The sequence below is a fragment of the Pseudomonas sp. BIGb0164 genome, assembly GCF_024810135.1.
Lineage (GTDB): Bacteria > Pseudomonadota > Gammaproteobacteria > Pseudomonadales > Pseudomonadaceae > Aquipseudomonas.
Map to the genome: position 1 here is coordinate 482,634 of NZ_JANUEA010000005.1, position 25,060 is coordinate 507,693.

Sequence of the window (25,060 nt, forward strand, 5' to 3'; positions counted from 1 at the left end):
GTTTGAATAGCGCACGGAATTATTCTGTGGTCTCTCTTCTCCTGCATTGGAGTCACGCAATGTCTGAAACTCCCGGAAAACTAAGGCTTGGTGCACTCGTTGCACTTGTCGTGGGCTCGATGATCGGCGGGGGGATCTTCTCACTGCCGCAGAACATGGCCGCCAGCGCCGACGTCGGCGCCGTGTTGATCGGTTGGGTCATCACCGCCATCGGCATGCTGACCCTCGCATTTGTGTTCCAGACCCTCGCCAACCGCAAACCTGACCTCGACGGCGGCGTCTATGCCTACGCCAAGGCCGGCTTCGGCGACTACATGGGTTTCTCGTCCGCCTGGGGCTATTGGATCAGCGCCTGGCTGGGCAACGTGGGTTACTTCGTGCTGCTGTTCAGCACCCTCGGCTACTTCTTCCCTATCTTCGGCGAAGGCAACACGCCAGCGGCCGTGATCGGCGCCTCGGTGTTGCTGTGGGCCGTGCACTTTCTGGTGCTGCGCGGGATCAAGGAAGCGGCGTTCATCAACCTGGTGACCACCGTCGCCAAGGTGGTGCCGCTGGTGCTGTTCGTGTTGATCGCCCTGTTCGCGTTCAAGCTGGACATCTTCACCGCTGACATCTGGGGCGTGAAAAACCCGGACCTGGGCAGCGTGATGAACCAGGTGCGCAACATGATGCTGGTCACCGTGTGGGTGTTCATCGGCATTGAGGGCGCGAGCATCTTCTCCTCCCGTGCGGAAAAACGCTCCGACGTGGGCAAGGCCACGGTGATCGGCTTTATCACCGTGCTGCTGTTCCTGATGCTGGTGAACGTGCTGTCCCTGGGGATCATGACCCAGCCGGAACTGGCCAAGCTGCAGAACCCCTCGATGGCCGCCGTGCTGGAGCATGTGGTGGGCCACTGGGGCGCGGTGCTGATCAGCGTTGGCTTGATCATCTCGCTGCTGGGGGCGCTGCTGTCGTGGGTGCTGCTGTGTGCGGAGATCATGTTCGCTGCCGCCAAGGACCACACCATGCCGGCGTTCTTGCGCAAGGAGAACGCCAACCACGTGCCGGTCAACGCCCTGTGGCTGACCAACGCCATGGTGCAGCTGTTCCTGGTGATCACGCTGTTTTCGGCCAGCACCTACCTGTCGCTGATCTACCTCGCCACCTCGATGATCCTGGTGCCTTACCTGTGGTCGGCGGCCTACGCGCTGCTGTTGGCGGTACGCGGCGAGACCTACGAAACCGCCCTGGCCGAGCGCAAGAAAGACCTGTTCATCGGCGCCATCGCCCTGGTGTACGCGATCTGGCTGCTCTACGCCGGCGGCACCAAATACCTGCTGCTCTCCGCCCTGCTCTACGCCCCCGGCGCAATTCTGTTCGCCAAGGCCAAGCGTGAACTGGGCAAACCGATTTTCACCAACGTCGAGAAGCTGATTTTCGCCGCAGTGGTCATTGGCGCCCTGGTGGCAGCCTATGGGCTCTACGACGGCTTCCTGACGCTGTAATTGTTGATAACTGGAGGATCTGTAATGACCACGGAAAAAGTGAAGTACGGCGTACATTCCGAAGCCGGCAAACTGCGCAAAGTCATGGTGTGCTCCCCAGGTTTGGCCCACCAGCGGCTGACCCCCAACAACTGCGATGAACTGCTGTTCGATGACGTGCTGTGGGTGGCCCAGGCCAAGCGCGACCACTTCGACTTCGTGACCAAGATGCGCGAGCGGGATATTGATGTGTTGGAAATGCACAACCTGCTCACCGACATCGTCGCCATCCCCGAAGCGCTGGACTGGATCCTGGAGCGCAAGATCACTGCCAATACCGTTGGCCTGGGCCTGGTCAATGAGGTCGGCTCCTGGCTGCGCAGCCTGGAACCGCGCAAGACCGCCGAGTATCTGATCGGGGGCGTGTCGGCCGATGACCTGCCGAGCACCTTCGGCGGCAAGGCGATCGAGATGTTCCGCGATTTCCTCGGCCACTCCAGCTTCATCCTGCCGCCGCTGCCCAACACCCAGTTCACCCGCGACACCACGTGCTGGATCTACGGCGGCGTGACGCTCAACCCGATGTACTGGCCGGCGCGACGCCAGGAGACCCTGCTGACCACTGCCATCTACAAGTTCCACCCCGAGTTCACCAACGCCGACTTCCAGATCTGGTACGGCGACCCCGACCAGGAACACGGCGCCTCGACCCTGGAAGGCGGCGACGTGATGCCCATCGGCAACGGCGTGGTCCTGATCGGCATGGGCGAGCGTTCGTCCCACCAGGCGATCGGCCAGCTGGCGCGCAACCTGTTCAAGAACAAGGCGGTGGAAAAGGTGATCGTGGCCGGCCTGCCGAAATCCCGTGCGGCGATGCACCTGGACACCGTGTTCAGCTTCTGCGACCGCGACCTGGTCACCGTCTTCCCCGAAGTGGTCAGCCAGATCGTCCCGTTCACCCTGCGCCCTGACGAGAGCAAGCCCCACGGCATCGATATCCAGCGCGAGAAAACCAACTTCCTCGACACCGTCGCCGCCGCCCTCGGCCTCAAGGCCCTGCGCGTGGTGGAAACCGGTGGCAACAGCTTCGCCGCCGAACGCGAGCAGTGGGACGACGGCAACAACGTGGTGGCCGTGGAGCCAGGCGTGGTCATCGGCTATGACCGCAACACCTACACCAACACCCTGCTGCGCAAGGCCGGGGTGGAAGTCATCACCATCAGCGCCGGTGAACTGGGCCGTGGCCGTGGCGGCGGCCACTGCATGACCTGCCCGATCATCCGCGACCCAATCGACTACTAAGCGACCATCCACCCGGTGGCCTCTACCCGAGGCCGACCGGGCCGATTACCGAACTCAAGGAGAATCATCATGGCGTTCAACATTCACAACCGTAACCTGCTCAGCCTGGAACACCACACCCCACGTGAGCTGCGCTACCTGCTGGACCTGTCCCGCGACCTCAAGCGCGCCAAGTACACCGGCACCGAACAGCAACACCTCAAGGGCAACAACATCGCGCTGATCTTCGAAAAAACCTCCACCCGCACCCGTTGCGCCTTCGAAGTGGCGGCCTACGACCAGGGCGCCAATGTCACCTACATCGACCCGAACTCCTCGCAGATCGGCCACAAGGAAAGCATGAAGGACACCGCCCGCGTGCTCGGGCGCATGTACGACGCCATCGAATACCGTGGCTTCAAGCAGGAGATCGTCGAAGAGCTGGCCAAGTTCGCCGGCGTGCCGGTGTTCAACGGCCTGACCGATGAGTACCACCCCACCCAGATGATCGCCGACGTGCTGACCATGCGCGAACACGCCGACAAGCCGATCCACGAGATCAGCTACGCGTACCTCGGGGACGCGCGCAACAACATGGGCAACTCGCTGCTGCTGGTAGGCGCCAAGCTCGGCATGGACGTGCGCATCTGCGCGCCAAAAGCGCTGTGGCCCCACGACGACCTGGTAGGTCGCTGCAAAAAATACGCAGAAGAAAGCGGTGCGCGCATCACCCTCACCGAAGACCCAAAAGCGGCGGTGAAGGGTGTGGACTTCATCCACACCGACGTGTGGGTGTCGATGGGCGAGCCGGTGGAAGCCTGGGCCGAGCGTATCGAACAACTGCTGCCGTATCAGGTGAACGCCGAGCTGATGAAAGCCACCGGCAACCCGCGCACCAAGTTCATGCACTGCCTGCCGGCGTTCCACAACAGCGACACCAAGGTGGGCAAGCAGATTGCCGAGCAGTACCCGCACCTGGCCAACGGCATTGAAGTGACGGACGACGTGTTTGAGTCGCCAGCCTGTATCGCCTTCGAGCAAGCGGAAAACCGCATGCACACCATCAAGGCGATTCTGGTGTCGACCCTGGCTGACCTCTAAGGCACGACACCGTCAATGTGGGAGCTGGCTTGCCTGCGATGCAGGCAACTCGGTCGCTCAGGTAGACCGCGGTGATGCCATCGCGGGCAAGCCCGGCTCCCACAAAAAACCCGGCTCCCACATTGACGGTGTTCCTTCATCAGAATTTTTAGAAGGACATTCGCTATGCGTATCGTCGTTGCACTGGGCGGTAACGCCCTGCTCCGCCGTGGTGAACCCATGACGGCGGACAACCAACGCGCCAATATCCGGATCGCCACCGAACAGATCGCCAAGATCCACCCCGGCAACGAGCTGGTGATCGCCCACGGCAATGGCCCGCAAGTCGGCCTGTTGTCGTTGCAGGCGGCGGCCTACACCCAGGTCTCGCCGTACCCGCTGGACGTGCTCGGCGCCGAAACCGAAGGCATGATCGGCTACATCATCGAACAGGAACTGGGCAATCTGCTGGACTTCGAAGTGCCATTCGCCACCCTGCTCACCCAGGTGGAAGTGGACGCCAAGGACCCGGCCTTCAAGAACCCGACCAAGCCCATCGGCCCAGTGTATTCCAAGGCCGAAGCGGAAAAGCTCGCCGCTGAAAAAGGCTGGGCCATTGCGCCGGATGGCGACAAGTACCGCCGCGTGGTCGCCAGCCCACGGCCCAAACGCATTTTTGAAATCCGCCCGATCACCTGGTTGCTGGAAAAAGGCAGCATCGTGATCTGCGCGGGTGGCGGTGGTATCCCGACGATGTACGGCGAGGACGGCAAGCTCAAAGGCATTGAAGCGGTGATCGACAAAGACCTCTGCTCCTCGTTGCTGGCCGGGCAGTTGAAAGCCGATTTGCTGGTAATCGCCACCGACGTCAACGCGGCGTTTATCGACTACGGCAAGCCCACCCAAAAGGCCATCGGCCAGGCCCACCCGGACGAAATGGAAAAGCTCGGCTTCGCCGCCGGCTCCATGGGGCCCAAGGTGCAAGCGGCCTGCGAGTTCGCCCGCCAGACTGGAAAAACCGCCGTCATCGGTTCACTCTCGGACATCGAAGCCATCGTCCAGGGCAGCGCCGGCACACGCATCAGCACGGCAACACCTGGCATCACCTACCTGTGAAGTAGAGGAGAAACGCCTATGGCCACCTTTGAACCGGGTCACTTGCACGTCGAACGTCATGCGCTTAACGCCCAGGACTATAGCTACAACCTGTGCATCGACTACGAAGTCAGCCAGGACCCCAAGGAAGGCAAGGGGATGCTGTTCAAACTGCATGGCTCGGTCCAGGGCAAGGACCTCAAGGAAGAGTTTTTCCTGCCCAAGGACCAGGCGTTCGACTTTGCCCGGCATGCCATGAACATCGCGCAGAAGTACGGCATGCCGAAGATCGCCGTGCTCAATGGCGCGATGCACAAGCAGTACGACTTGATGTTCGAGGATGTGCGGCATCAGCTGGATGTAAAACCCGGCGATCCGATCAAGCCTGAACACCTTGAGTAAAAACACCGCAAGTCCCCTGTGGGAGCGGGCTTGCTCGCGAATGCAGTGGATCAGTTAGCACATCTATGACTGACCCACCGCATTCGCGAGCAAGCCCGCTCCCACATTTTGATCTCCACCCGCTCCAAGGCATACTTGCCGCCTCTGCTCTCCAGAATTGCAAATCGCCCCATGCGTATCCACGTCAGCTTCATCGACCGCGTCGGCATCACCCAGGAAGTCCTGGCCCTGCTCGGTGGGCGCAATCTCAACCTGGATGCGGTAGAGATGGTGCCGCCCAACGTCTACATCGATGCGCCGACGTTGAGCGCCGAGGTGCTCGAAGAGTTGCGTGACGCGCTGTTCAGCGTGCACGGTGTGCAGGCCGTGACCGTGGTGGACATTCTTCCAGGCCAACGCCGCCACCTGCAACTCGACGCCCTGCTGGCCGCCATGACCGACCCGGTGCTGGCCCTGGACAGCGCGGGCAAGATCCTGCTGGCCAACCCGGCCCTGATCGCGCTGTACGGGCGTGAACCGGCCGGCGAAAGCATCAGCGACCTGTTCAACGACCCGGCACTGCTCGACACCTTGCTCGAACACGGTTTTCGCCTGCCGCTGCGCGAGATCAGCGTCAACGGCCAGACCCTGCTGCTGGACGCCACGCCGATCACCGACGCCGGCGCCCTGCTAACCCTCTATCAACCCAACCGCATCGGCGAACAACTGTCGGCGTTGCACCACGACCATGCCGAAGGCTTTGACGCGCTGCTGGGCGAGTCACCGGTGATCCGCACCCTCAAGGCGCGGGCGCAGCGAGTGGCAGCCTTGGATGCGCCGCTGTTGATCCAGGGCGAAACCGGCACCGGCAAGGAGTTGGTGGCCCGCGCCTGCCATGCCATCAGTGCACGTCACAGTGCGCCGTTCCTGGCATTGAACTGCGCGGCGCTGCCGGAAAACCTCGCCGAAAGCGAACTGTTCGGCTATGCGCCCGGTGCCTTTACCGGCGCCCAACGGGGCGGCAAGCCGGGGTTGATGGAGCTGGCCAACCAGGGCACGGTGTTCCTCGATGAGATCGGCGAAATGTCGCCGTACCTGCAGGCCAAGCTGCTGCGCTTTCTCAATGACGGCAGCTTTCGCCGCGTGGGTGGCGACCGTGAAGTAAAGGTCAATGTGCGCATCCTCAGCGCCACCCATCGCGACCTGGAAAAGATGGTCAGCGAAGGCACCTTCCGCGAAGACCTGTTCTACCGCCTCAACGTGCTCAACGTCGAAGTGCCGCCCTTGCGCGCACGCGGCCAGGACATCCTGTTGCTGGCGCGCTATTTCATGCAGCAGGCCTGCGCGCAGATCCAGCGCCCGGTGTGCCGCCTGGCGCCCGGCACGTACCCGGCACTGCTGGGCAACCGCTGGCCGGGCAATGTGCGTCAGTTGCAGAACGTGATCTTCCGCGCCGCCGCCATTTGCGAAAGCAGCCTGGTGGACATCGGCGACCTGGACATCGCCGGCACCTCGGTGGCGCGCCAGAGCGACGGCGAAATCGACAGCTTGGAACAGGCCGTGGAGGACTTCGAGCGCAACCTGCTGGAAACCCTCTACACCAGCTACCCCTCCACCCGCCAGCTGGCCAGCCGGTTGCAGACCTCCCACACGGCGATTGCCCATCGCCTGCGCAAATACGGCATTCCCAACAAGCCCTGAACGCACGCAGATCAAACTGTGGGAGCGGGCTTGCTCGCGAAGGCAGAGGGTCAGTCAACTCATTCAGCGACTGACACACCGCTTTCGCGAGCAAGCCCGCTCCCACATTTGAATTCCACTGCATGTCGAATTTGGTCTGAGAACGACATCGGCTGTACTGAAAGCGCTACAGCGTAACGATATCGCTACAACCCTGTTTTTTGCGCGCCATGCAAGGCTTTGATCCACATAGGCTTTTTTTCTTGCGCCTGACTGTAGCGAAATCGCTACACCCAAACCGCATAACGCTATCACCCATTTCTCTAAGCTATTGTTTTGTAACGATTTAAAAACCTTGGCCGCGATTTTGCTAAGCAACTCCCCATTATTCCAATCCCGTCCACCAGACGAATCTGGCCCCGAGGAGTTTCCATGAGCGAGTTGCGTTTCACTGAAGATCACGAATGGCTGCGCGCCGAAGCCGACGGCAGCGTCACCGTGGGTATCACCGCTTTCGCGCAGAACGCGCTGGGTGATGTGGTTTTCGTGCAACTGCCGGAGTTGCAGGCCTATGACAAAGGCGCCGAAGCCTCCACCGTGGAATCGGTCAAGGCCGCCAGCGGCGTGTACATGCCCCTGACCGGTGAAGTGCTGGAAGTGAACGACGCACTCAGCGACAGCCCGGAACTGGTCAACGAAGACCCGATGGGTGAAGGCTGGTTCTTCCGCTTTAAACCGGCCGATGCCGAAGCGGTAGCTAAACTGTTGGATCAGGACGCGTACGACCGCCTGATCAAAGCCAACGCTGAAGCCTGAGGAGCGCGCCATGACTGTTCAACTGACCACCGCCAATGAATTCATCGCCCGCCACATCGGCCCGCGCGCGGAAGACGAGCAGCAGATGCTCGCAAGCCTGGGCTTTGACTCCCTGGAAGCCCTGAGCGCCAGCGTGATCCCGGAAAGCATCAAGGGCACCAGCGTGCTGGGCTTGGAAGACGGCCTGAGCGAAGCCGAGGCCCTGGCCAAGATCAAGGCCATCGCCGGCAAGAACCAACTGTTCAAGACCTACATCGGCCAGGGCTACTACAACTGCCACACGCCGTCGCCGATCCTGCGCAATCTGCTGGAAAATCCGGCCTGGTACACCGCCTACACCCCATACCAGCCAGAAATCTCCCAAGGCCGCCTGGAAGCGCTGCTGAACTTCCAGACCCTGATCAGCGACCTCACCGGCCTGCCGATCGCCAACGCCTCCCTGCTCGACGAAGCCACCGCTGCCGCCGAAGCCATGACCTTCTGCAAACGCCTGAGCAAGAACAAGGGCAGCAACGCTTTCTTCGCCTCGGTCCACAGCCACCCGCAAACCCTCGACGTGCTGCGCACCCGTGCCGAGCCGCTGGGCATCGACGTGGTGGTGGGCGATGAGCGCGAACTGACTGACGTCAGCCCGTTCTTCGGCGCCCTGCTGCAATACCCGGCGAGCAACGGCGACGTGTTCGACTACCGCGCACTCACCGAGCGTTTCCACGCCGCCAACGCCCTGGTGGCCGTGGCCGCCGACCTGCTGGCCCTGACCCTGCTGACCCCGCCGGATGAGTTCGGCGCCGACGTGGCCATCGGCAGCGCACAACGCTTCGGCGTGCCGCTGGGCTTCGGTGGCCCGCACGCGGCGTACTTCTCCACCAAGGATGCATTCAAGCGCGACATGCCGGGCCGTCTGGTCGGTGTGTCGGTCGACCGTTTCGGCAAGCCGGCCCTGCGCCTGGCCATGCAGACCCGCGAGCAACATATCCGCCGCGAGAAAGCCACGTCGAACATCTGCACCGCACAGGTGCTGCTGGCCAACATCGCCAGCATGTACGCCGTGTACCACGGCCCCAAAGGCCTGACCCAGATCGCCCAGCGTGTACATCAGCTGACCGCGATCCTGGCCAAGGGCCTGACCACCCTGGGCCAGAAGGTCGAGCAGGAACACTTCTTCGACACCCTGACCCTCAACACCGGCGCCAACACGGCCGCCCTGCACGACAAGGCCCGTGCCCAGCGCATCAACCTGCGTGTAGTCGACGGTGAGCGCCTGGGTGTCTCGGTGGACGAAACCACCACCCAGGCCGACATTGAAACCTTGTGGGCGATCTTTGCCGACGGCAAGGCCCTGCCAGCTTTCACCCAAACTGAAAGCACGCTGCCAGCCGCCCTGCTGCGCCAGTCGCCTGTGCTCAGCCACCCGGTGTTCAACCGTTATCACTCCGAAACCGAGCTGATGCGCTACCTGCGCAAGCTGGCCGACAAGGACTTGGCGCTGGACCGCACCATGATCCCGCTGGGCTCGTGCACCATGAAGCTCAACGCCGCCAGCGAAATGATCCCGGTGACCTGGGCCGAGTTCGGCGCCCTGCACCCGTTCGCCCCGGCTGAGCAAAGCGCCGGCTACCTGGAGCTGACCTCCGACCTGGAGGCCATGCTCTGCGCGGCCACCGGTTACGACGCGATCTCCCTGCAGCCGAACGCCGGTTCCCAGGGTGAGTACGCAGGCCTCCTGGCCATCCGTGCCTACCACCAGAGCCGTGGCGATGAGCGCCGCGACATCTGCCTGATCCCGTCGTCGGCCCACGGCACCAACCCGGCGACCGCCAACATGGCCGGCATGCGCGTAGTCGTCACCGCCTGCGATGCGCGTGGCAACGTCGACATCGAAGACCTGCGCGCCAAGGCCATCGAGCACCGCGATCACCTGGCGGCGCTGATGATCACCTACCCGTCCACCCACGGCGTGTTCGAGGAAGGCATCCGCGAAATCTGCGGGATCATCCACGACAACGGCGGCCAGGTGTACATCGACGGCGCCAACATGAACGCCATGGTCGGCCTGTGCGCACCAGGCAAGTTCGGCGGCGACGTGTCCCACTTGAACCTGCACAAGACCTTCTGCATCCCACACGGCGGTGGCGGCCCGGGCGTTGGCCCGATTGGCGTCAAGTCGCACCTCACGCCGTTCCTGCCCGGCCACGCGGCCATGGAACGCAAGGAAGGCGCGGTGTGCGCGGCACCGTTCGGCAGCGCGAGCATCCTGCCGATCACCTGGATGTACATCAGCATGATGGGCGGCGCAGGCCTCAAGCGCGCTTCGCAGCTGGCGATCCTGAATGCCAACTACATTTCCCGTCGCCTGGAAGAGCACTACCCTGTGCTCTACACCGGCAGCAACGGCCTGGTGGCGCACGAATGCATCCTTGACCTGCGCCCGTTGAAAGACAGCAGCGGCATCAGCGTGGACGACGTGGCCAAGCGCCTGATCGACTTCGGTTTCCATGCGCCGACCATGTCGTTCCCGGTAGCCGGCACCTTGATGATCGAGCCGACCGAAAGTGAATCCAAGGAAGAGCTGGACCGCTTCTGCAACGCCATGATCGCGATCCGCGAAGAAATCCGCGCGGTGGAAAACGGCACCTTGGACAAGGACGACAACCCCCTGAAAAACGCCCCGCACACCGCTGCAGAACTGGTGAGCGAGTGGACACACCCCTACACCCGCGAGCAGGCGGTGTACCCAGTGCCATCGTTGATCGAAGGCAAGTACTGGCCGCCGGTCGGGCGTGTGGACAACGTGTTTGGTGATCGCAACCTGGTGTGCGCTTGCCCGTCGATCGAGAGCTACGCGTAACCGACTGACGGAACACGGTCCAATGTGGGAGCTGGCTTGCCTGCGATAGCGGTGTATCAGACACAGAAATGTTGCCTGACCCACTGCCATCGCGGGCAAGCCCGGCTCCCACCTTGACCGAGATCAACCACAAGATTCTCGCCCAATAATAAGAAACCGGAGAACAACTCATGTCTTTAAGCGTGTTCGACCTGTTCAAGATTGGCATCGGCCCTTCCAGTTCCCACACCGTCGGCCCGATGCGCGCCGCCGCTCGATTTGTCGAGGGCCTCAAGCGCGACAACCTGTTGAGCGCCACCGCCTGCGTCAAGGTGGAACTCTATGGCTCGCTGGGCGCCACCGGTAAAGGCCACGGCAGCGACAAGGCCGTGTTGCTGGGCCTGGAAGGCGAACACCCGGACACCGTGAATACCGAAACCGTCGCCGCTCGCCTGACGCAGATGCGCAAGGACGGCCGCCTCAATTTACTCGGTGAACACAGCATTACGTTCAACGAGAAAGAACACCTGGCGATGATCCGCAAACCCCTCGCCTACCATCCCAACGGCATGATTTTCCGCGCCTTCGACGCCGCCAATATCCAGATCCGCAGCCGCGAGTATTACTCGGTGGGTGGCGGTTTTGTGGTGGATGAGGACGCCGCCGGCGCCGACCGCATTGTCGAAGACGCCACGCCCCTGACCTTTCCGTTCAAGCACGGCAAAGACTTGCTCAACCATTGCACCACTTACGGGCTGTCCATCAGCCAGGTCATGTTGACCAACGAAAGTGCGTGGCGCCCGGAAGCGGAAACCCGCGCCGGCTTGCTCAAGATCTGGCAAGTAATGCAGGACTGTGTGGACGCGGGCTGTCGCAATGAAGGGATCTTGCCGGGCGGCTTGAAGGTCAAGCGGCGTGCAGCGGCGTTGCATCGCCAGCTGTGCAAGAACCCGGAGTCATCACTGCGCGATCCCTTGTCGGTGCTGGACTGGGTCAACCTCTACGCCCTGGCCGTCAACGAAGAAAACGCCAACGGCGGGCGCGTGGTCACCGCGCCCACCAACGGTGCGGCCGGGATCGTGCCAGCGGTGCTGCATTACTACATGCGCTTTATCCCGGGCGCGAACGAAGACGGTGTGGTGCGCTTTCTGCTCACCGCTGCCGCCATCGGCATTTTGTACAAGGAGAACGCCTCGATCTCCGGCGCCGAAGTCGGCTGCCAAGGTGAGGTCGGAGTGGCCTGTTCCATGGCGGCCGGTGCGCTGTGTGAAGTGCTGGGCGGCACGGTTTCCCAGGTGGAAAACGCCGCTGAGATCGGCATGGAACACAACCTCGGCCTCACGTGCGATCCGATTGGCGGGCTGGTGCAGGTGCCCTGCATCGAGCGCAATGCCATGGGTTCAGTGAAAGCCATCAATGCGGTGCGCATGGCGTTGCGCGGGGACGGACAGCATTTTGTGTCCCTCGACAAAGTCATCCGCACCATGCGCCAGACCGGCGCCGACATGAAAAGCAAATACAAGGAAACCGCCCGTGGCGGTTTGGCGGTCAACATTATCGAGTGCTGACGCCCCAAGGCGCGCCAGCACGTTTTTCAGGAGCTGAATATGTCCACCGAAACCCTGTTGAAAACCCCGTTGCACGCACTCCACATCGAACTGGGCGCGCGCATGGTGCCCTTCGCCGGCTACGACATGCCGGTGCAATACCCGTTGGGCGTGATGAAGGAACACCTGCACACCCGTGATCAGGCCGGGCTGTTCGACGTGTCTCACATGGGCCAGATCCGCCTCACCGGCGCGAATGCCGCCAAGGCCCTGGAAACCCTGGTGCCGGTCGACATCATCGACCTGCCGGTGGGCATGCAGCGCTACGCGATGTTCACCAACGAACAGGGCGGCATCCTCGACGACCTGATGGTGGCCAACCTGGGCAACGACGAGTTGTTCCTGGTGGTCAACGCCGCCTGCAAAGAGCAGGACCTGGCCCACCTGCGCAAGCACATCGGCGACCAGTGCAGCATCGAGCCGCTGTTTGAAGAGCGTGCACTGCTGGCCCTGCAAGGCCCCGCAGCGGTGAAAGTGCTGGCGCGCCTGGCGCCGGAAGTCACCAAGATGACCTTCATGCAATTCGCCTCCCTGCGCCTGCTGGGCGTGGACTGCTACGTCAGCCGTTCGGGCTACACCGGTGAAGACGGTTTTGAAATCTCGGTGCCCGCCGCCAACGCCGAGAGCCTGGCCCGCAGCCTGCTGGCCGAGACCGAAGTACAGGCCATCGGCCTGGGCGCCCGCGACTCCCTGCGCCTGGAAGCCGGCCTGTGCCTGTATGGCCACGACATGAACACCGACACCACGCCAATCGAAGCCAGCCTGTTGTGGGCGATCTCCAAGGCCCGCCGTACCGATGGCGCGCGCGCTGGCGGGTTCCCGGGCGCCGACCGGATCTTCACCCAGCAACAAGCCGGTGTGAGCCGCAAGCGTGTGGGCCTGCTGCCTCAAGAGCGCACCCCGGTGCGTGAAGGCGCAGAAATCGTCGATGAACACGGCACCGTGATCGGCACCGTGTGCAGCGGCGGTTTTGGCCCGACGCTGGGCGGCCCGCTGGCCATGGGTTACCTGGACAGCGCGTTCATCGCACTGGACACCGAAGTGTCTGCGTTGGTACGTGGGAAAAAGGTGCCACTACGTGTAAGTAAAATGCCATTTGTGCCGCAACGTTACTACCGTGGCTGAGTGACTGTTTCTATAAGTAACGCGGTTGCGTTAACGTGCACTAAACTGTAACGCAACCGCCATAAAACAGTGCATTGACGATAGTCAATGCACTTGGGAATAACCTATAACAAGTGATCAACTCTATCGAATAAGTGGGATCCACATTGTTGACCAAACTGTCACAAAGCCAAGCAAAACCTGGGCTTTGGGCAGGGCTTGTTTTTTCTCCTTTAGTTGGCGTAGAGTTTGCTCACTGTGTTTGCATGGGTCGCTTTGAACCTGGACCTGGGCAGTAGCTGAAGTAGTTGTGCTACAACCCGTTCGATGTCTCTTACTTTCCTGCAACTCAGCCCAGTACTCTTTCATGCGAAAGGGGCTGTCATTAATTTTTAGCGTCAAAGGAAAGAAGAAAATGGCTGAACGTCAGAGCGGTACCGTCAAGTGGTTTAACGACGAGAAAGGGTTTGGTTTTATCACTCCAGAAAGCGGTCCGGATCTGTTCGTCCATTTCCGCGCTATTCAGGGCAACGGCTTCAAGAGCCTGAAAGAAGGCCAGAAAGTGACCTTCATCGCCGTGCAGGGCCAGAAAGGCATGCAGGCTGACGAAGTACAAGCAGAAGGCTGATCCTTCCTGCGACAAAAAGCCCCTGATGGTGACATCAGGGGCTTTTTTATGCGCGTTTGTTCGTAGAATGGCTTTTTATTCAGAGAGCCCTGCCATGTCCAAACCCCTGCTCAATCCCCAGGGCGAGTTCCCCGCCGTTGGCCTTGGCCGGCGTCTGGCGGCCATGTTCTATGACTTCCTGCTGTGCACCGCCCTGCTGATTGTCACCGCATTCCTCTACAAGCTGGTGTGGATGGCGTTTATCGGCGAGGCCAAGATGCGTACGCTGACCGAGTCCGGGGCACTGGACGGCGACCCATTGCTGTCGACGATCCTATTCTTTGTGCTGTTTGGTTTCTTTGCCAAGTTCTGGACCCATTCGGGCCAAACCCTGGGCATGCAGGTGTGGGGCGTGCGCGTACAGAACGCCGACGGTTCGCGCATCAGCCTGTGGCAAGCGCTGCTGCGCTTTGTGGTGGCGATTGCGTCGTGGCTGTGCGTGGGGCTGGGTTTTTTCTGGTCGCTGTTTGATAAGCGCAAGCGCAGCTGGCATGACATCTACTCGGACACGCAGCTGGTGCACATTCCCAAGCAGAAGAAGTAATCCAGGCTGGCGAAAATCCAAATGTGGGAGCGGGCTTGCTCGCGAAGGCGCTGTGTCAGTCGATACATTCATTGACTGATGCACCGCATTCGCGAGCAAGCCCGCTCCCACATTTTTAATTGTGCCCGCTCTGGATCAGGCGTTGCCGGCGAGTTTCAGTCGGGCAGCCTGGGTGAAGTCGAGCATGCGCTTGAGCGGGCGCACCGCGTGCGGGATCACCGAAGGCTCCACGAAGATCTCGTTACTGCCCTCGCGCAGGCACTGCAACGTGCGCTCCAGCGTGTTCATCGCCATCCACGGGCAGTGCGCACAACTACGGCAAGCGGCGCCGTTGCCGGCGGTAGGCGCTTCGACGAAGACCTTGTCCGGGCACAGCTGCTGCATCTTGTAGAAGATGCCGCGGTCAGTGGCCACGATGAAGGTCTTGTTCGGCAAGCGCTGCGCCGCAGCAATCAGCTGGCTGGTGGAGCCGACCGCGTCCGCCAGCTCGATCACCGAGGTCGGCGACTCCGGGTGCACCAGAATCGCAGCGTCCGGGTACAGGGCCTTCATGTCCTCCAGTTGCTTGGACTTGAACTCTTCGTGGACGATGCACGCGCCGTCCCACAGCAGCATATCGGCACCGGTCTGGCGCTGGATGTAGGTGCCCAGGTGCTTGTCCGGGCCCCAGATGATCGTCTCACCGTTGTCCATCAGGCTCTCGACGATTTCCAGTGCGCAGCTGGAGGTCACCACCCAATCGGCACGGGCTTTGACCGCCGCCGAGGTGTTGGCGTACACCACTACGGTGCGCTCGGGATGCTGGTCGCAGAACGCCGAAAACTCATCCACCGGGCAGCCAAGGTCCAGGGAGCACGTGGCCTCCAGGGTGGGCATGAGGATGCGTTTTTCGGGGGTGAGGATCTTGGCGGTCTCCCCCATGAAACGCACGCCGGCCACCAAAACGGTCTTGGCCGGGTGGGCAGCGCCAAAGCGTGCCATTTCGAGGGAGTCGGAGACACAGCCCCCGGTTTCTTCGGCCAAGGCCTGAATCACCGGGTCGCAATAGAAGTGGGCGACCAGCACCGCGTCTTGAGCCTTGAGCTCGGCAGCGATGGCGGCGCGCAGGCTCGCCTCTTCTTCGATGCTCAGGGCCTTGGGCTGCTTGGCATCGAGGTGGGCTTGAACCAGAAGGCGTTCGGAAATGTGCGTCATGTTCGCAAGACCTGCAGGCGCAGTTGCGCGAAAGTCGAGTGTACCACCGGCTCTGGAGCCCTTCGGGCGCCGCCGGACGAAGTGATTGTGTTCATCAAGCACGGGTGAAGCTGCGCAAGGCTACAGAATATCGAGTGGATTCAAAAGCCTGAAGGTGCGTTACAGAGACCGGAGCGGACGGCCGTGCAGGATCAACCGCAGACCTTGACGGGGCTCAATAGCGCTCTTGTGCAAAACACACCCGCTCTACGACATAACAGAAACCTCTCAACGTTTATAAACATTTAAACCCCATGCCCCTCAACTCATACAGGAAAATTAAATTTAAGACTTGTCTCAAAAAACCCCTGATAAATTGCCAATCTCGTAAGTAACGGTAAGAATTGCCGCAACTCAATTCATGCACGAGCCACGCCGTGAAGAACAGAACCGTCATCGCCGACAATCATCCGATCATCCGCTTGGGTCTTCGAAAAACGCTTAACGATAGCGGTTATAACGTTGTCGGCGAAGCCAACTCTGCGCACGCCGCATTGAAACTTTGCACGTCACTGCGCCCTGGCTTTTTACTGCTGGATGTCGCACAGCCTGAATTGGATGGTTTGCACTTGATCAGGCAGTTGGCACTGCAAAGTCTTCCCACAAAGATAGTGGTATTCACGAGCCTGGTATCCAGCACCATTACCGAGCGCTGTATGGCAGAGGGTGCACACGGCCTGGTCTACAAGCATGAAGAGGCGTCCCGGCTGATCGACTCTATCCGCACAATCGAGACGGGATACAACTATTTCCCGAATAAGGGGGCAGCCACCACTGATCAGGAATATGACACTCAAAGGGATGAAAAACTATTGAGTTCACTGTCCCTTCGAGAACTGAACATTCTGCAGAGGCTGTCCTGGGGGCAAACACAAAAATCCATTGCCGAGAGCATGTGCTTGAGCAGTAAGACCATCAGCACTTACAAAGCCAGGCTGTCCTTAAAGTTGAACGCCAATACCACCGTTGAACTGTATGAAATAGCCAAGCGCAATGGACTGTCCTGAAACACTAACACCCGCACCAGCGTTTTATTCAACACACATTCCATTATCAACTTCAACATCAGCACTATCCACCTGTAAGAGATATGCGTGCACGCTCGCACACTGTTTATATCAAGTTCAAGGAGGTTGGATTGCAATAGAGGTCTACCGATGAACACGGCCAACACACTCTTGTGTTTAGCATTAAATATTTACCACGAGGCCCGTGGAGAGCCCGAATACGGCCAAATCGCGGTAGCGTCCGTCACCATGAACCGCGCCGGCTGGCAAACCGAAAACATTTGCAGGGAGGTATACCGGGAACGGCAGTTTTCCTGGACGCACTCCAATGCCCAGCGCCAACCGATGGAAGAAAAGGCCTGGCGCAAGGCCAAGACCCTCGCGGCACAAGTGATTAACGGGGAACACAAGGACCCCACTGACGGCGCCACACACTTCCATGCTTCAAGCATCAAACCCTATTGGAGTCGATCCTTTCAGAAAAAAATGCGCATCGGCCGGCATATTTTCTACGCGGAGAAATAACCACCGGGCGAGCGGGCGGCTTCAAATGTCCTTGAGGTGCAGGTGTAATTTGAACAGTTCCGTATCGGTGCGCACATTCAGTTTGCGCAGTGCGGCCTGTTTCTGACCACTGATCGTCTTGCGGCTGCGCAGGAACTTGACCGCGATTTGCGAAACGGACATCCCCTCAAGGCAGCAACGCAGCACTTCACGTTCCTTGGGCGACAACGCAGGGTAGTTGACCAGTTGTTCAGGGCCCGAATCGCCTTCCTCACCCGAAGCAGCAGGCGTTTCAGGGGTTGAATCCAACTCTGATGCCATGGCCGGCGAAAGGTACAAACGGTCCAGTGCCACGGTGCGTATCGCACGCACCAGGTGCTCAGGGTTCTGTGACTTGCCGAAGAAACCGTTGGCACCCGCGCGTATGGCCATGTTGACCGTCGCCGGCCGTTCCATGGACGAAAGCACCAGGATGCGCAAGTCAGGGTGATGGCCGCGCAACAGTTGAATCAGGCGCAAGCCGTCGAGTTCACCCTCACTCAATTGGTAATCGAGGATCAGCAGGTCAATGGCCTCTTCACGCAGGGCCTGCAGAAGCTGGTTGCCTTGGGAATACACACCGACGACTTTGATGTCGGACTCGGAGGACAAACGAACCGTCAGTGCGTCACGTATCAACGCATGGTCATCCAGGAGAGCCACCTTGAGCGGTGAAACTACCGACCATCTCATCGTAAAGCCCTCCTGATACATACGAAATTACGCGAATTGCCTGACAGGTCATTCGCCATTGCAAATACACACTATCCTAAGTCTGTGAGAAAAAAAACCAGGGAATTGCGTTTCTGAACGATCGATCTAAAAACTCGAAAAATGCTAACTAACGCCTTGTATTTAAAGTATTTTTTTAAAAACACCAGTCGAGCGGGCGCTGTGTGAAGTTCGTCGATTTCGCGCCAATACAGCGCTCTTCATTTTTCATTCGACAGCGGTACGCGATGAAGCAGCAGCAAGCATTTGCCGCTGGAAAAAATGGTTCACAGGGAGGTCTTGCACAGGGCACGGATGCGGCGACGAAGCTATCTTGACGGGTAATAATTCGTACAAAATAGAATGAAATGTACTACGGACGCTAACCTCTTCCGAGGCGCGCTTCCGAGCGGACTGGATCGTCAATGCTGCCTATTGGACCTGACACCTTGAAGAACTTTAAACGTTTGTTCGCCTGGTTATCGGGCACCCTGGTCTTGCTGATGGCTACCGGCGCCCTGGCGCTGACCCGTGAGCCGGTAACGTTGCTGGTCAACGCCCCCACCAACATTCCTCACGTCGAATTCGATACCCAGACCCGCGCCTGGCTGGCCACCGGCCCCCAAATCAATGTGGCGATCTGGAACGGCGCGCTACCGCCGCTGCACATGGGCTTCGACCAAAGCCAGTTCGAAGGCGTGGCGGCGGACTACCTGGGCGCCATCCGTGCAGCCACCGGGCTGCGCTTGAAGATCTGGCGCTACCCCAGCCCCAAAGAAGCACGGGAAGCGCTGGCCCGAGGCGAAGTGGACCTGCTGGCCCTGCATGACGTCACCCAAGGCCAGGAAGGCGCCCTGACACAATCGCGCCCCTACTTGCTTAATCGCAAGGTCATCGCCCGGCGCATCGGTGAAACTTTGCCGCCGACCACCGACCTGGAAGGCCAGCGCCTGGCCTATGTGGGGGACGACAACGTCGGCGCGGCCCTGCAAGCACAGTACCCCAAAGCCCGGTTGATCCAGTATTCCAACCACCTGATCGGCCTCACCTCACTGGTGTACAACCAGGCGGACGCCATGTGGATGGATGCGATTACGGCGGAGTTCATGATTCGCCTGCTCTACAACAACGATGTGTATATCTCCGGCGACGCCCTCCCCCGCGTCTCGGCCGATATCAATTTCGCGATCAGCGACCGGCAACCGCAGTTGTTGAAGGCGATCAACACCACCCTCGACGCCATCCCGCCCCTGGACATGATGCGCATCACCACACGCTGGGGCTTGAGCAACAACTTTGTCGTGGACCAGCCCCCGCTGGAGCTGGATGCCGCCGAGACGGCCTGGTTGGCCAACCACAAGAGCATCCGGATTCTGGTGGCCGGCGCCTATGCGCCCCTGACGTTCTTTGATGACCATGATGAGTTCCAGGGCCTCAGCGCAGACTTGCTGAAAATCGTCAGCCAACGTACCGGCCTGAAACTGGAGATCGTGCGCAGCAACAGCATTCCCACCATGCTCAAGCAGCTGCAGGACAATCAGGCCGACCTGATCGCCGCCCTCAGCATTGGCGAGGCGCGGCTCAAGCCCGAACAATTCACCCGGCCTTACCTCATCAACCCGTTCGTGCTGGTGACCCGACGCTCGGGCACCACACTGGACACCCTCGACGCACTCAACGGCAAACGCCTGAGCATTCCCACCGGTAACCCGCTGGCCAACTGGCTGACGCAACACTACCCACAGATCATCCAGGTACCGGTTCCCAATGCCGTGCGCGGCATCGAAATGCTCTCCAAGGGCGACGTCGACGCGGCGGTGCATATCCAGATCGGCGCCGATTACTTCATCAAGCAGCATTTCCAGGATGCCTTGCAGATCAGTGCCGTGATCGGCGAATACCCCGCCCGTATCGCCATGGCGGTCGGTGATGACGACCCGCAGCTCAAGAGCATCATCAACAAGGTGCTCCTGGGCATTCCCCCCGAAGAGCTCAAGACCTTGAGTGACCGCTGGCGCAACCACGCCGCCCCGGCCGTTTCCAGTTCGTGGAACGCCTACAAGGATGACCTCTACCCCATCATTGGCGCGGCCGTGGCCTTTGTCCTGGCGTTCCTGGTGTGGAACTACTACCTGCAGATCCAGATCCGCAAACGGCGCAGTGCCGAACGCGCCCTCAGCGACCAATTGGCGTTCAGCAAGACCTTGATCGACGGCTCCCCTATCGCGCTGTACGTGCGCGACAGGTCGGGGCGACTGGCCCAGTGCAACCTGGCTTACCTGGAGTTTCTGCACACGACCCAGGAGGACGTCATCGGCAAGACCTTGAGTGAAACCGGGGTCATTTCGCCAGCGCTCAGTGCCCAGTACCAACAGATCTATGCGCAGAGCGAGAAGAGCCAGGAACCGACCTTCGCCGACCTGGACATCGAGATCGACGGCCAGCAGCGCCAGATTTACCACTGGACGCTGCCCTTCCAGAACGCTGCCGGCGAGTTTTCCGGGGTGATCGGTGGCTGGCTCGACATCAGCGAGCGTGAGCAATTGATGGAGCAGTTGTTGCTGGCCAAGGAAGCGGCCGATGATGCCAACGAATCCAAATCGACCTTCCTGGCGAGCATGAGCCATGAAATCCGCACGCCCATCAGTGCGCTGATCGGACTGATCGAGATGCTGCGGGTACGCGGTGGCACCCCGGAACAGCTGGACGAAAACCTGCGGGTGGCGCACCTCTCCGCGCAGTCGTTGCTGTCACTGATCGGCGACATCCTCGACCTGTCGAAAATCGAAGCTGGCGCGATGCACCCCTTGCATCGCCCCACTCACTTGATCGAACTGCTTGAGTCGGTGCACACCCTGTTCGAGGTCAACGCACAGAACAAACACCTGAGCTTCGACCTGCGGGTCGACGCCCATGACCCGCTGGTGATCATCGATTCGTTGATGCTCAACCAGATCATCGCCAACCTGATCAGCAACGCGATCAAGTTTACTGAACAAGGGTCGGTGACGCTGTCGCTCAAGCAATTGCCGGATGACGCCACAACAGGGTTTTGCCGCTATCTGATCGAGGTACGCGACTCGGGCGTGGGCTTGAGCGAGGCCGCGAAAAAAGCCATCTTCGAACCGTTCGTGCAGGTGGGAGCCGGTACCCGCAGCGCCCGCGGCACCGGTTTGGGCCTGAGCATTTGCACACGCCTGGCGGCGTTGCTGGACGCGCGCCTCAGCGTCACCAGCACACTCGGCCAAGGCTCCTGCTTCCAGCTGGAGTTCGCTGCCGAGCGCACCCAACTGGCGCCCGCCTCACAACCGGCACAAGCGCCCGGCACAACGAACCACCGCCTGAATATCCTGGTGGTCGAGGACCACGCGCCCAATCGCTTGTTGCTGTGCCAGCAACTGGAGTTCCTGGGGCACCGCGTGGTGCCTTGCGACGATGGCGAAACCGCCCTGGCCGAATGGAAACAGGCCGACCCGCCCTTCGACCTGACCATCACCGACTGCAATATGCCGCTGATGGATGGCTATGAACTGACCCGCCAGATGCGCAGCCTGGAGCAGGACCGAGCCATGAGCCCGCACCCCATCTTTGGCCTGACGGCCCATGCCCAGTCGCAAGTCATCCAGGACTGCCTGGATGCGGGCATGACCCAATGCCTGTTCAAACCGACCGGCATAGAGGCGCTGGCCCAGCACATCGGCGCCGTCTCTGCCGAAGCGGCCCGGCGCGCCGGTGCGGCCAGCGCGAGCGGCGGGGAATTGCAGAAGCTAAAATTCCTGGCGCCTGAGGCGTACAAGCCCCTGGTCGAGAAATTCATCAGTGCCAGCTACGAAGACCGCGCCAGCTTCAAGGCCCTGTTGAGTACCAACGACACCCGGAAAATCGGCACGCTGACCCACAAAGTCAAAGGCGGCGCCTTCATGGCCGGCGCCAGGCAACTGGTCGAGGCCTGCACGCAGTTGGAAGACCTGCTCGAACAAGATCCGCCCGGGGCTTACCAGCCGCAAGTGGAACGCGTCATGGCGGTGATGCAAACCCTGGAACAACAGTTGTTGGCCGAGATCGCGTAACCCAGGGGCTGGCGGCTAGTCCGTCAGTTCCACCCGCCACTGCCCGGCGCCAAGCGGCGCCGCGACAAAAAACGGCAAGTCCGCCGACCAGTAGTTGCCGTGCACTGTCGAGTGATAGCGGCACACTTCCTGGCCGGCCTGATCCAGTACACGCCAGCCCTGGCGCTCACCGCAGGCTTTGGTGCTGTGCCCACGGATCGCCTTGAAGCTCGCATTGCTGCCCACATGAAAACGCTCGGTCTGCCAGCGGATCGGCGCGTGGGCAGGGAGCGGCTGGGCGCCATGAAAATCGAACCAATCATCATGGTTCAACACGCTTTGGCGCAGCATCGGCCACACCTGCTCGCGCAGGAAAATCTGGTCAGAGAAGCGCGTCACGTCCGATTGCTGCGCCAACCAGCGTTGCATCAGCGGTTTCAACGGCGGCAAGCCGCCTCGGCAACCACCCCAAAGCCCCGCCAGAATCAGCTCGGTGTGGGTGAAAGAATCGCGAATGTGGTGAAACCAGTACGGGCTCGCCAACCACTGGTCAATCGCCGCTTGCTCACGCTCGGACAGCAACGAGTCGGCATCGCGGATCAGGTAACGGTCTACCTCTGGGTCATCCACCACCAGAAAACGCCACATCAAAGGATGCACACCGTCGCGCGCCGAACCGCTCATGTCGATCACCTGTGCACCGGCGTCCAGCAGGCGTTGCCGGATCACGGCCGGCACGCTGTCATCCAGGTACACGCGGCAACGCCACGCGGGAAACAACTCCCGGGCCACCTGCACATTTGCGATGGCCGACTCGCAGTAACGCGGGCTGTCACCGAACAAGGTGTAGGCAATGATGTTGCGTTCCGGGGCCCCCGGCTGAAAGGCTGCCGGTGCAGCCGCGCGCGGCCCGGGTTCGACGGCATGGCCATGGCGCGCGTCGGCCCGTTCCAAAGAACGCTTGCCGAAGGTGCGCACATCGTCGTGCAAGCCCAGGTGGCCGCAGACCTCAGCCAACCCGTCTAACCACGTCGCGCTGGCCTGGGCCTGCAAGGCGGGCGGCGCATTGAAGATCTGCAGGTACACCGCGTGCGCCCGGCGCAAGTGATTGAGCCGCATCAGGCACAACGCGTAATCCGACAACACGCCCATGTGCTGCGGCACGATCTTTAACGCACCTTCGGCCGCGCCGAGCGCGGCACCAAAATCATTGCGCGCCATCGCCGCCTGGAACGCCTGGGCGCACTGCTGAAACCTCTGGGCCGGGCTGGACGAGGCCCCCACAGAACGTCCTTTTTTGGCCAGGCTCATCGTGCCTCTCCACGCAACCAGGCGCCCAGCGTGCCGGCACCGGCGTACTGGCGCAAAATCGCCTGGTAACCGTCGAACCGGTTGCTGACTTCGCTGACCCGGTTGCCATAGTGATCGGACTCGGCCGACAACACGTCCAGCAGGGTGCGTTTACCCAGGTGGTACCACTGCTCGTAAAACGCCACGCGAATACCGTCCGACTCGTTCGTCAGGCTGCGGTACAACTCGGCACGCTCCAGAAAGGTCTTGGCCTCATGGTTGGCGGTGCGAATGCCGTATTCCAGGTCCAGGCGCTGTTGCTCGGCCGTCTGGCGACCGGCTTCAGCGCGCTGCAAGGCCGCGCGTTCCGAGGCGCGGGTGGAGCCGCCCCGGAAGGCGCCCCAGGACAACGACAAATGGGTTTCCCACGGCTGTTCACGGCCCAGGGCATCATCGGCCGTGGACTTGTTGATCACCCAGTTCAACTGCGGCAAGGACGATGCACGCACCACCTTGGCCTGCAATTCGGCAGACTCGGTCTGCTCCCGCGCTTGATTGAGCGAGGGATGGTTATCCACCTTGCCCAACAAGGCATCGAGGTTGGCCAGGCGAATGTTCCACTGCGGGGTGCGCGGAATCGCGATCGGCCGGTCGCCGACCAGTTTGCGCAGGTTGATCTCGGCATCCTTGGCTTTCGTCTCGGCCGCATCGCGTGCCGCCTGGGCCTGCAACATGCGGGACTTGGCCTGGGTCAATTCACTGGCGCGGCCTTTGTCCACGGCGACGATACCGGCCAGCATCTTGACCAGCTCATTCATGCGGTCGACGTACTGCTGGCTGAGGTCGACGATCAGGCGCTGCTTGCCCAGTTCGACAATACGGTTGGTCACGTCGAAGGCCGAGTTTTCCAGCTCGGCCTCAATGGCCGACGCCGCCGCCGCCGACAGGTGCCGACGGCTCTCGATGGTGCTCTGGATACGCCCCCAGTCATACACAGGGGTGACGATACTCAGGTTGATCCCGGTGCTGCTTGAGCTTTCGTTATTCGACGAGCCGCCGAACTTCTTGGAACCGGCGGTGGTGCTCAGGTCGACCTGGGGCCAACGCTGGCCCTTGGCTTCATCGATGTCGGCGTCGGCGGCATACTGCTCGGCCACAGCGGCCTGCACCTTGGGACTGCGCTCGGCAGCGGCGCGCACGGCCCGATACAGAATCTCGCGCAGCTCGAATTCAGACGGGCCCACGGCAGTGACCTGCCGCATCGCTACCGATTCGGATACACCCAGGGTGGCCAAGGCCGAAACCCCCGGCAGCTCGCCGCTGCGCGAAGGCGCCACGTTCACCGTCGAAGGCGCACGCGGCACCGGCTTCGCCACGCTGCCGGCATCCACCTTGGTAAACGACAGCGACTCGCTGCGTGACGACACGGGCCGCGCCGATGGCGTAGATGCCGTTGCCGCCGCAGGCTGGAAGGTCACCACCTCGGCGTGACGGGGTTCGGCTTCACGCACCACCGCAGGACGCGGCGGTGGCGTATAAGCCGGTGCCGCTGCGGGCTGAAAAGTCACCACCTCGGTGCGACGCGGTTCGGCTTCACGCACCACCGCAGGACGCGGCGGTGGCGTATAAGCCGGTGCCGCTGCGGGCTGAAAAGTCACCACCTCGGTGCGACGCGGTTC

19 protein-coding genes are annotated in these 25,060 nt (G+C 61.1%); 15 read left to right on the plus strand and 4 right to left on the minus strand.

The genetic code is table 11. The annotated features are described in order from the left end of the window. The first annotated feature begins 59 nt into the window (after nt 1-59). From arcD to M2394_RS16585, 12 genes are all read left to right on the plus strand, one after another. A complete protein-coding gene (arcD, locus tag M2394_RS16530; protein ID WP_259173174.1) occupies nt 60-1,487 on the plus strand; it encodes an arginine-ornithine antiporter in 1,428 nt (475 codons plus the stop codon). 24 nt (nt 1,488-1,511) lie between these two features. Continuing rightward, nucleotides 1,512-2,768, plus strand: coding sequence for an arginine deiminase (arcA, locus tag M2394_RS16535; protein WP_176994285.1), 1,257 nt, complete (start codon nt 1,512-1,514; stop codon nt 2,766-2,768). Nucleotides 2,769-2,837: 69 nt separating this feature from the next. Next, nucleotides 2,838-3,848: an ornithine carbamoyltransferase gene (locus M2394_RS16540; RefSeq protein ID WP_176994286.1), complete on the plus strand. Its 1,011-nt coding sequence runs from the start codon at nt 2,838-2,840 to the stop codon at nt 3,846-3,848. A gap of 165 nt (nt 3,849-4,013) precedes the next feature. Beyond that, nucleotides 4,014-4,943, plus strand: coding sequence for a carbamate kinase (gene arcC / locus M2394_RS16545; RefSeq protein ID WP_178925331.1), 930 nt, complete (start codon nt 4,014-4,016; stop codon nt 4,941-4,943). A gap of 18 nt (nt 4,944-4,961) precedes the next feature. Further along, entirely contained in the window at nt 4,962-5,324 is a 363-nt protein-coding gene (locus M2394_RS16550; RefSeq protein ID WP_176994288.1) for a DUF5064 family protein, read from the plus strand. Between the two features lie 171 nt (nt 5,325-5,495). Beyond that, nucleotides 5,496-7,004 carry a sigma-54-dependent transcriptional regulator gene (locus tag M2394_RS16555; protein WP_178925333.1) on the plus strand — a complete coding sequence of 503 codons (1,509 nt, stop codon included), beginning with the start codon at nt 5,496-5,498 and terminating at the stop codon, nt 7,002-7,004. A 411-nt stretch (nt 7,005-7,415) separates the two neighbouring features. After that, entirely contained in the window at nt 7,416-7,799 is a 384-nt protein-coding gene (gene gcvH, locus M2394_RS16560; RefSeq protein ID WP_056858590.1) for a glycine cleavage system protein GcvH, read from the plus strand. Between the two features lie 10 nt (nt 7,800-7,809). Beyond that, complete coding sequence (gene gcvP, locus M2394_RS16565) at nt 7,810-10,647, plus strand: aminomethyl-transferring glycine dehydrogenase (protein ID WP_259173175.1); 2,838 nt, start codon at nt 7,810-7,812, stop codon at nt 10,645-10,647. 170 nt (nt 10,648-10,817) lie between these two features. Continuing rightward, a complete protein-coding gene (locus M2394_RS16570; protein ID WP_259173176.1) occupies nt 10,818-12,194 on the plus strand; it encodes an L-serine ammonia-lyase in 1,377 nt (458 codons plus the stop codon). A gap of 39 nt (nt 12,195-12,233) precedes the next feature. Then, entirely contained in the window at nt 12,234-13,358 is a 1,125-nt protein-coding gene (gene gcvT, locus M2394_RS16575) for a glycine cleavage system aminomethyltransferase GcvT (protein WP_178925340.1), read from the plus strand. 394 nt (nt 13,359-13,752) lie between these two features. Then, complete coding sequence (locus M2394_RS16580; protein WP_003316897.1) at nt 13,753-13,965, plus strand: cold-shock protein; 213 nt, start codon at nt 13,753-13,755, stop codon at nt 13,963-13,965. A gap of 94 nt (nt 13,966-14,059) precedes the next feature. After that, a complete protein-coding gene (locus M2394_RS16585; RefSeq protein WP_259173180.1) occupies nt 14,060-14,548 on the plus strand; it encodes an RDD family protein in 489 nt (162 codons plus the stop codon). A 135-nt stretch (nt 14,549-14,683) separates the two neighbouring features. Here the strand turns inward: M2394_RS16585 and nadA are convergent, their stop codons facing one another. Further along, complete coding sequence (gene nadA, locus M2394_RS16590) at nt 14,684-15,742, minus strand: quinolinate synthase NadA (RefSeq protein ID WP_178925344.1); 1,059 nt, start codon at nt 15,740-15,742, stop codon at nt 14,684-14,686. Nucleotides 15,743-16,158: 416 nt separating this feature from the next. Here nadA and M2394_RS16595 point away from each other — a divergent pair, with 416 nt between their 5' ends. After that, nucleotides 16,159-16,788, plus strand: coding sequence for a response regulator transcription factor (locus tag M2394_RS16595; protein WP_259173181.1), 630 nt, complete (start codon nt 16,159-16,161; stop codon nt 16,786-16,788). A 150-nt stretch (nt 16,789-16,938) separates the two neighbouring features. After that, nucleotides 16,939-17,313 (plus strand): cell wall hydrolase, encoded by a 375-nt coding sequence (locus tag M2394_RS16600; RefSeq protein WP_259173182.1) that lies wholly within the window; start codon nt 16,939-16,941, stop codon nt 17,311-17,313. Nucleotides 17,314-17,334: 21 nt separating this feature from the next. On the opposite strand, the gene M2394_RS16605 is transcribed toward M2394_RS16600, so the two are convergent. Then, a complete protein-coding gene (locus M2394_RS16605; protein WP_178925349.1) occupies nt 17,335-18,024 on the minus strand; it encodes a response regulator transcription factor in 690 nt (229 codons plus the stop codon). Between the two features lie 467 nt (nt 18,025-18,491). Here M2394_RS16605 and M2394_RS16610 point away from each other — a divergent pair, with 467 nt between their 5' ends. Beyond that, complete coding sequence (locus M2394_RS16610; RefSeq protein WP_259173184.1) at nt 18,492-22,112, plus strand: transporter substrate-binding domain-containing protein; 3,621 nt, start codon at nt 18,492-18,494, stop codon at nt 22,110-22,112. 15 nt (nt 22,113-22,127) lie between these two features. Here M2394_RS16610 and M2394_RS16615 read toward each other — a convergent pair whose 3' ends face one another. Continuing rightward, entirely contained in the window at nt 22,128-23,402 is a 1,275-nt protein-coding gene (locus M2394_RS16615) for a hypothetical protein (protein ID WP_259173185.1), read from the minus strand. After that, a partial coding sequence (locus M2394_RS16620) for a TolC family protein (protein ID WP_310522023.1) occupies nt 23,399-25,060 on the minus strand: 1,662 nt, incomplete at its 5' end. The genes M2394_RS16615 and M2394_RS16620, both read right to left, overlap by 4 nt.

Excerpts from the sequence above, each read along its gene's own strand:
- M2394_RS16555 (WP_178925333.1), top strand. The coding sequence starts at position 5,496 with ATGCGTATCCACGTCAGCTTCATCGACCGCGTCGGCATCACCCAGGAA.
- M2394_RS16605 (WP_178925349.1), bottom strand. The coding sequence starts at position 18,024 with ATGAGATGGTCGGTAGTTTCACCGCTCAAGGTGGCTCTCCTGGATGAC.
- gcvP (WP_259173175.1), top strand. The coding sequence starts at position 7,810 with ATGACTGTTCAACTGACCACCGCCAATGAATTCATCGCCCGCCACATC.
- arcC (WP_178925331.1), top strand. The coding sequence starts at position 4,014 with ATGCGTATCGTCGTTGCACTGGGCGGTAACGCCCTGCTCCGCCGTGGT.
- gcvH (WP_056858590.1), top strand. The coding sequence starts at position 7,416 with ATGAGCGAGTTGCGTTTCACTGAAGATCACGAATGGCTGCGCGCCGAA.
- nadA (WP_178925344.1), bottom strand. The coding sequence starts at position 15,742 with ATGACGCACATTTCCGAACGCCTTCTGGTTCAAGCCCACCTCGATGCC.
- M2394_RS16615 (WP_259173185.1), bottom strand. The coding sequence starts at position 23,402 with ATGAGCCTGGCCAAAAAAGGACGTTCTGTGGGGGCCTCGTCCAGCCCG.
- M2394_RS16600 (WP_259173182.1), top strand. The coding sequence starts at position 16,939 with ATGAACACGGCCAACACACTCTTGTGTTTAGCATTAAATATTTACCAC.
- M2394_RS16580 (WP_003316897.1), top strand. The coding sequence starts at position 13,753 with ATGGCTGAACGTCAGAGCGGTACCGTCAAGTGGTTTAACGACGAGAAA.
- arcD (WP_259173174.1), top strand. The coding sequence starts at position 60 with ATGTCTGAAACTCCCGGAAAACTAAGGCTTGGTGCACTCGTTGCACTT.
- gcvT (WP_178925340.1), top strand. The coding sequence starts at position 12,234 with ATGTCCACCGAAACCCTGTTGAAAACCCCGTTGCACGCACTCCACATC.
- arcA (WP_176994285.1), top strand. The coding sequence starts at position 1,512 with ATGACCACGGAAAAAGTGAAGTACGGCGTACATTCCGAAGCCGGCAAA.
- M2394_RS16570 (WP_259173176.1), top strand. The coding sequence starts at position 10,818 with ATGTCTTTAAGCGTGTTCGACCTGTTCAAGATTGGCATCGGCCCTTCC.
- M2394_RS16540 (WP_176994286.1), top strand. The coding sequence starts at position 2,838 with ATGGCGTTCAACATTCACAACCGTAACCTGCTCAGCCTGGAACACCAC.
- M2394_RS16585 (WP_259173180.1), top strand. The coding sequence starts at position 14,060 with ATGTCCAAACCCCTGCTCAATCCCCAGGGCGAGTTCCCCGCCGTTGGC.
- M2394_RS16550 (WP_176994288.1), top strand. The coding sequence starts at position 4,962 with ATGGCCACCTTTGAACCGGGTCACTTGCACGTCGAACGTCATGCGCTT.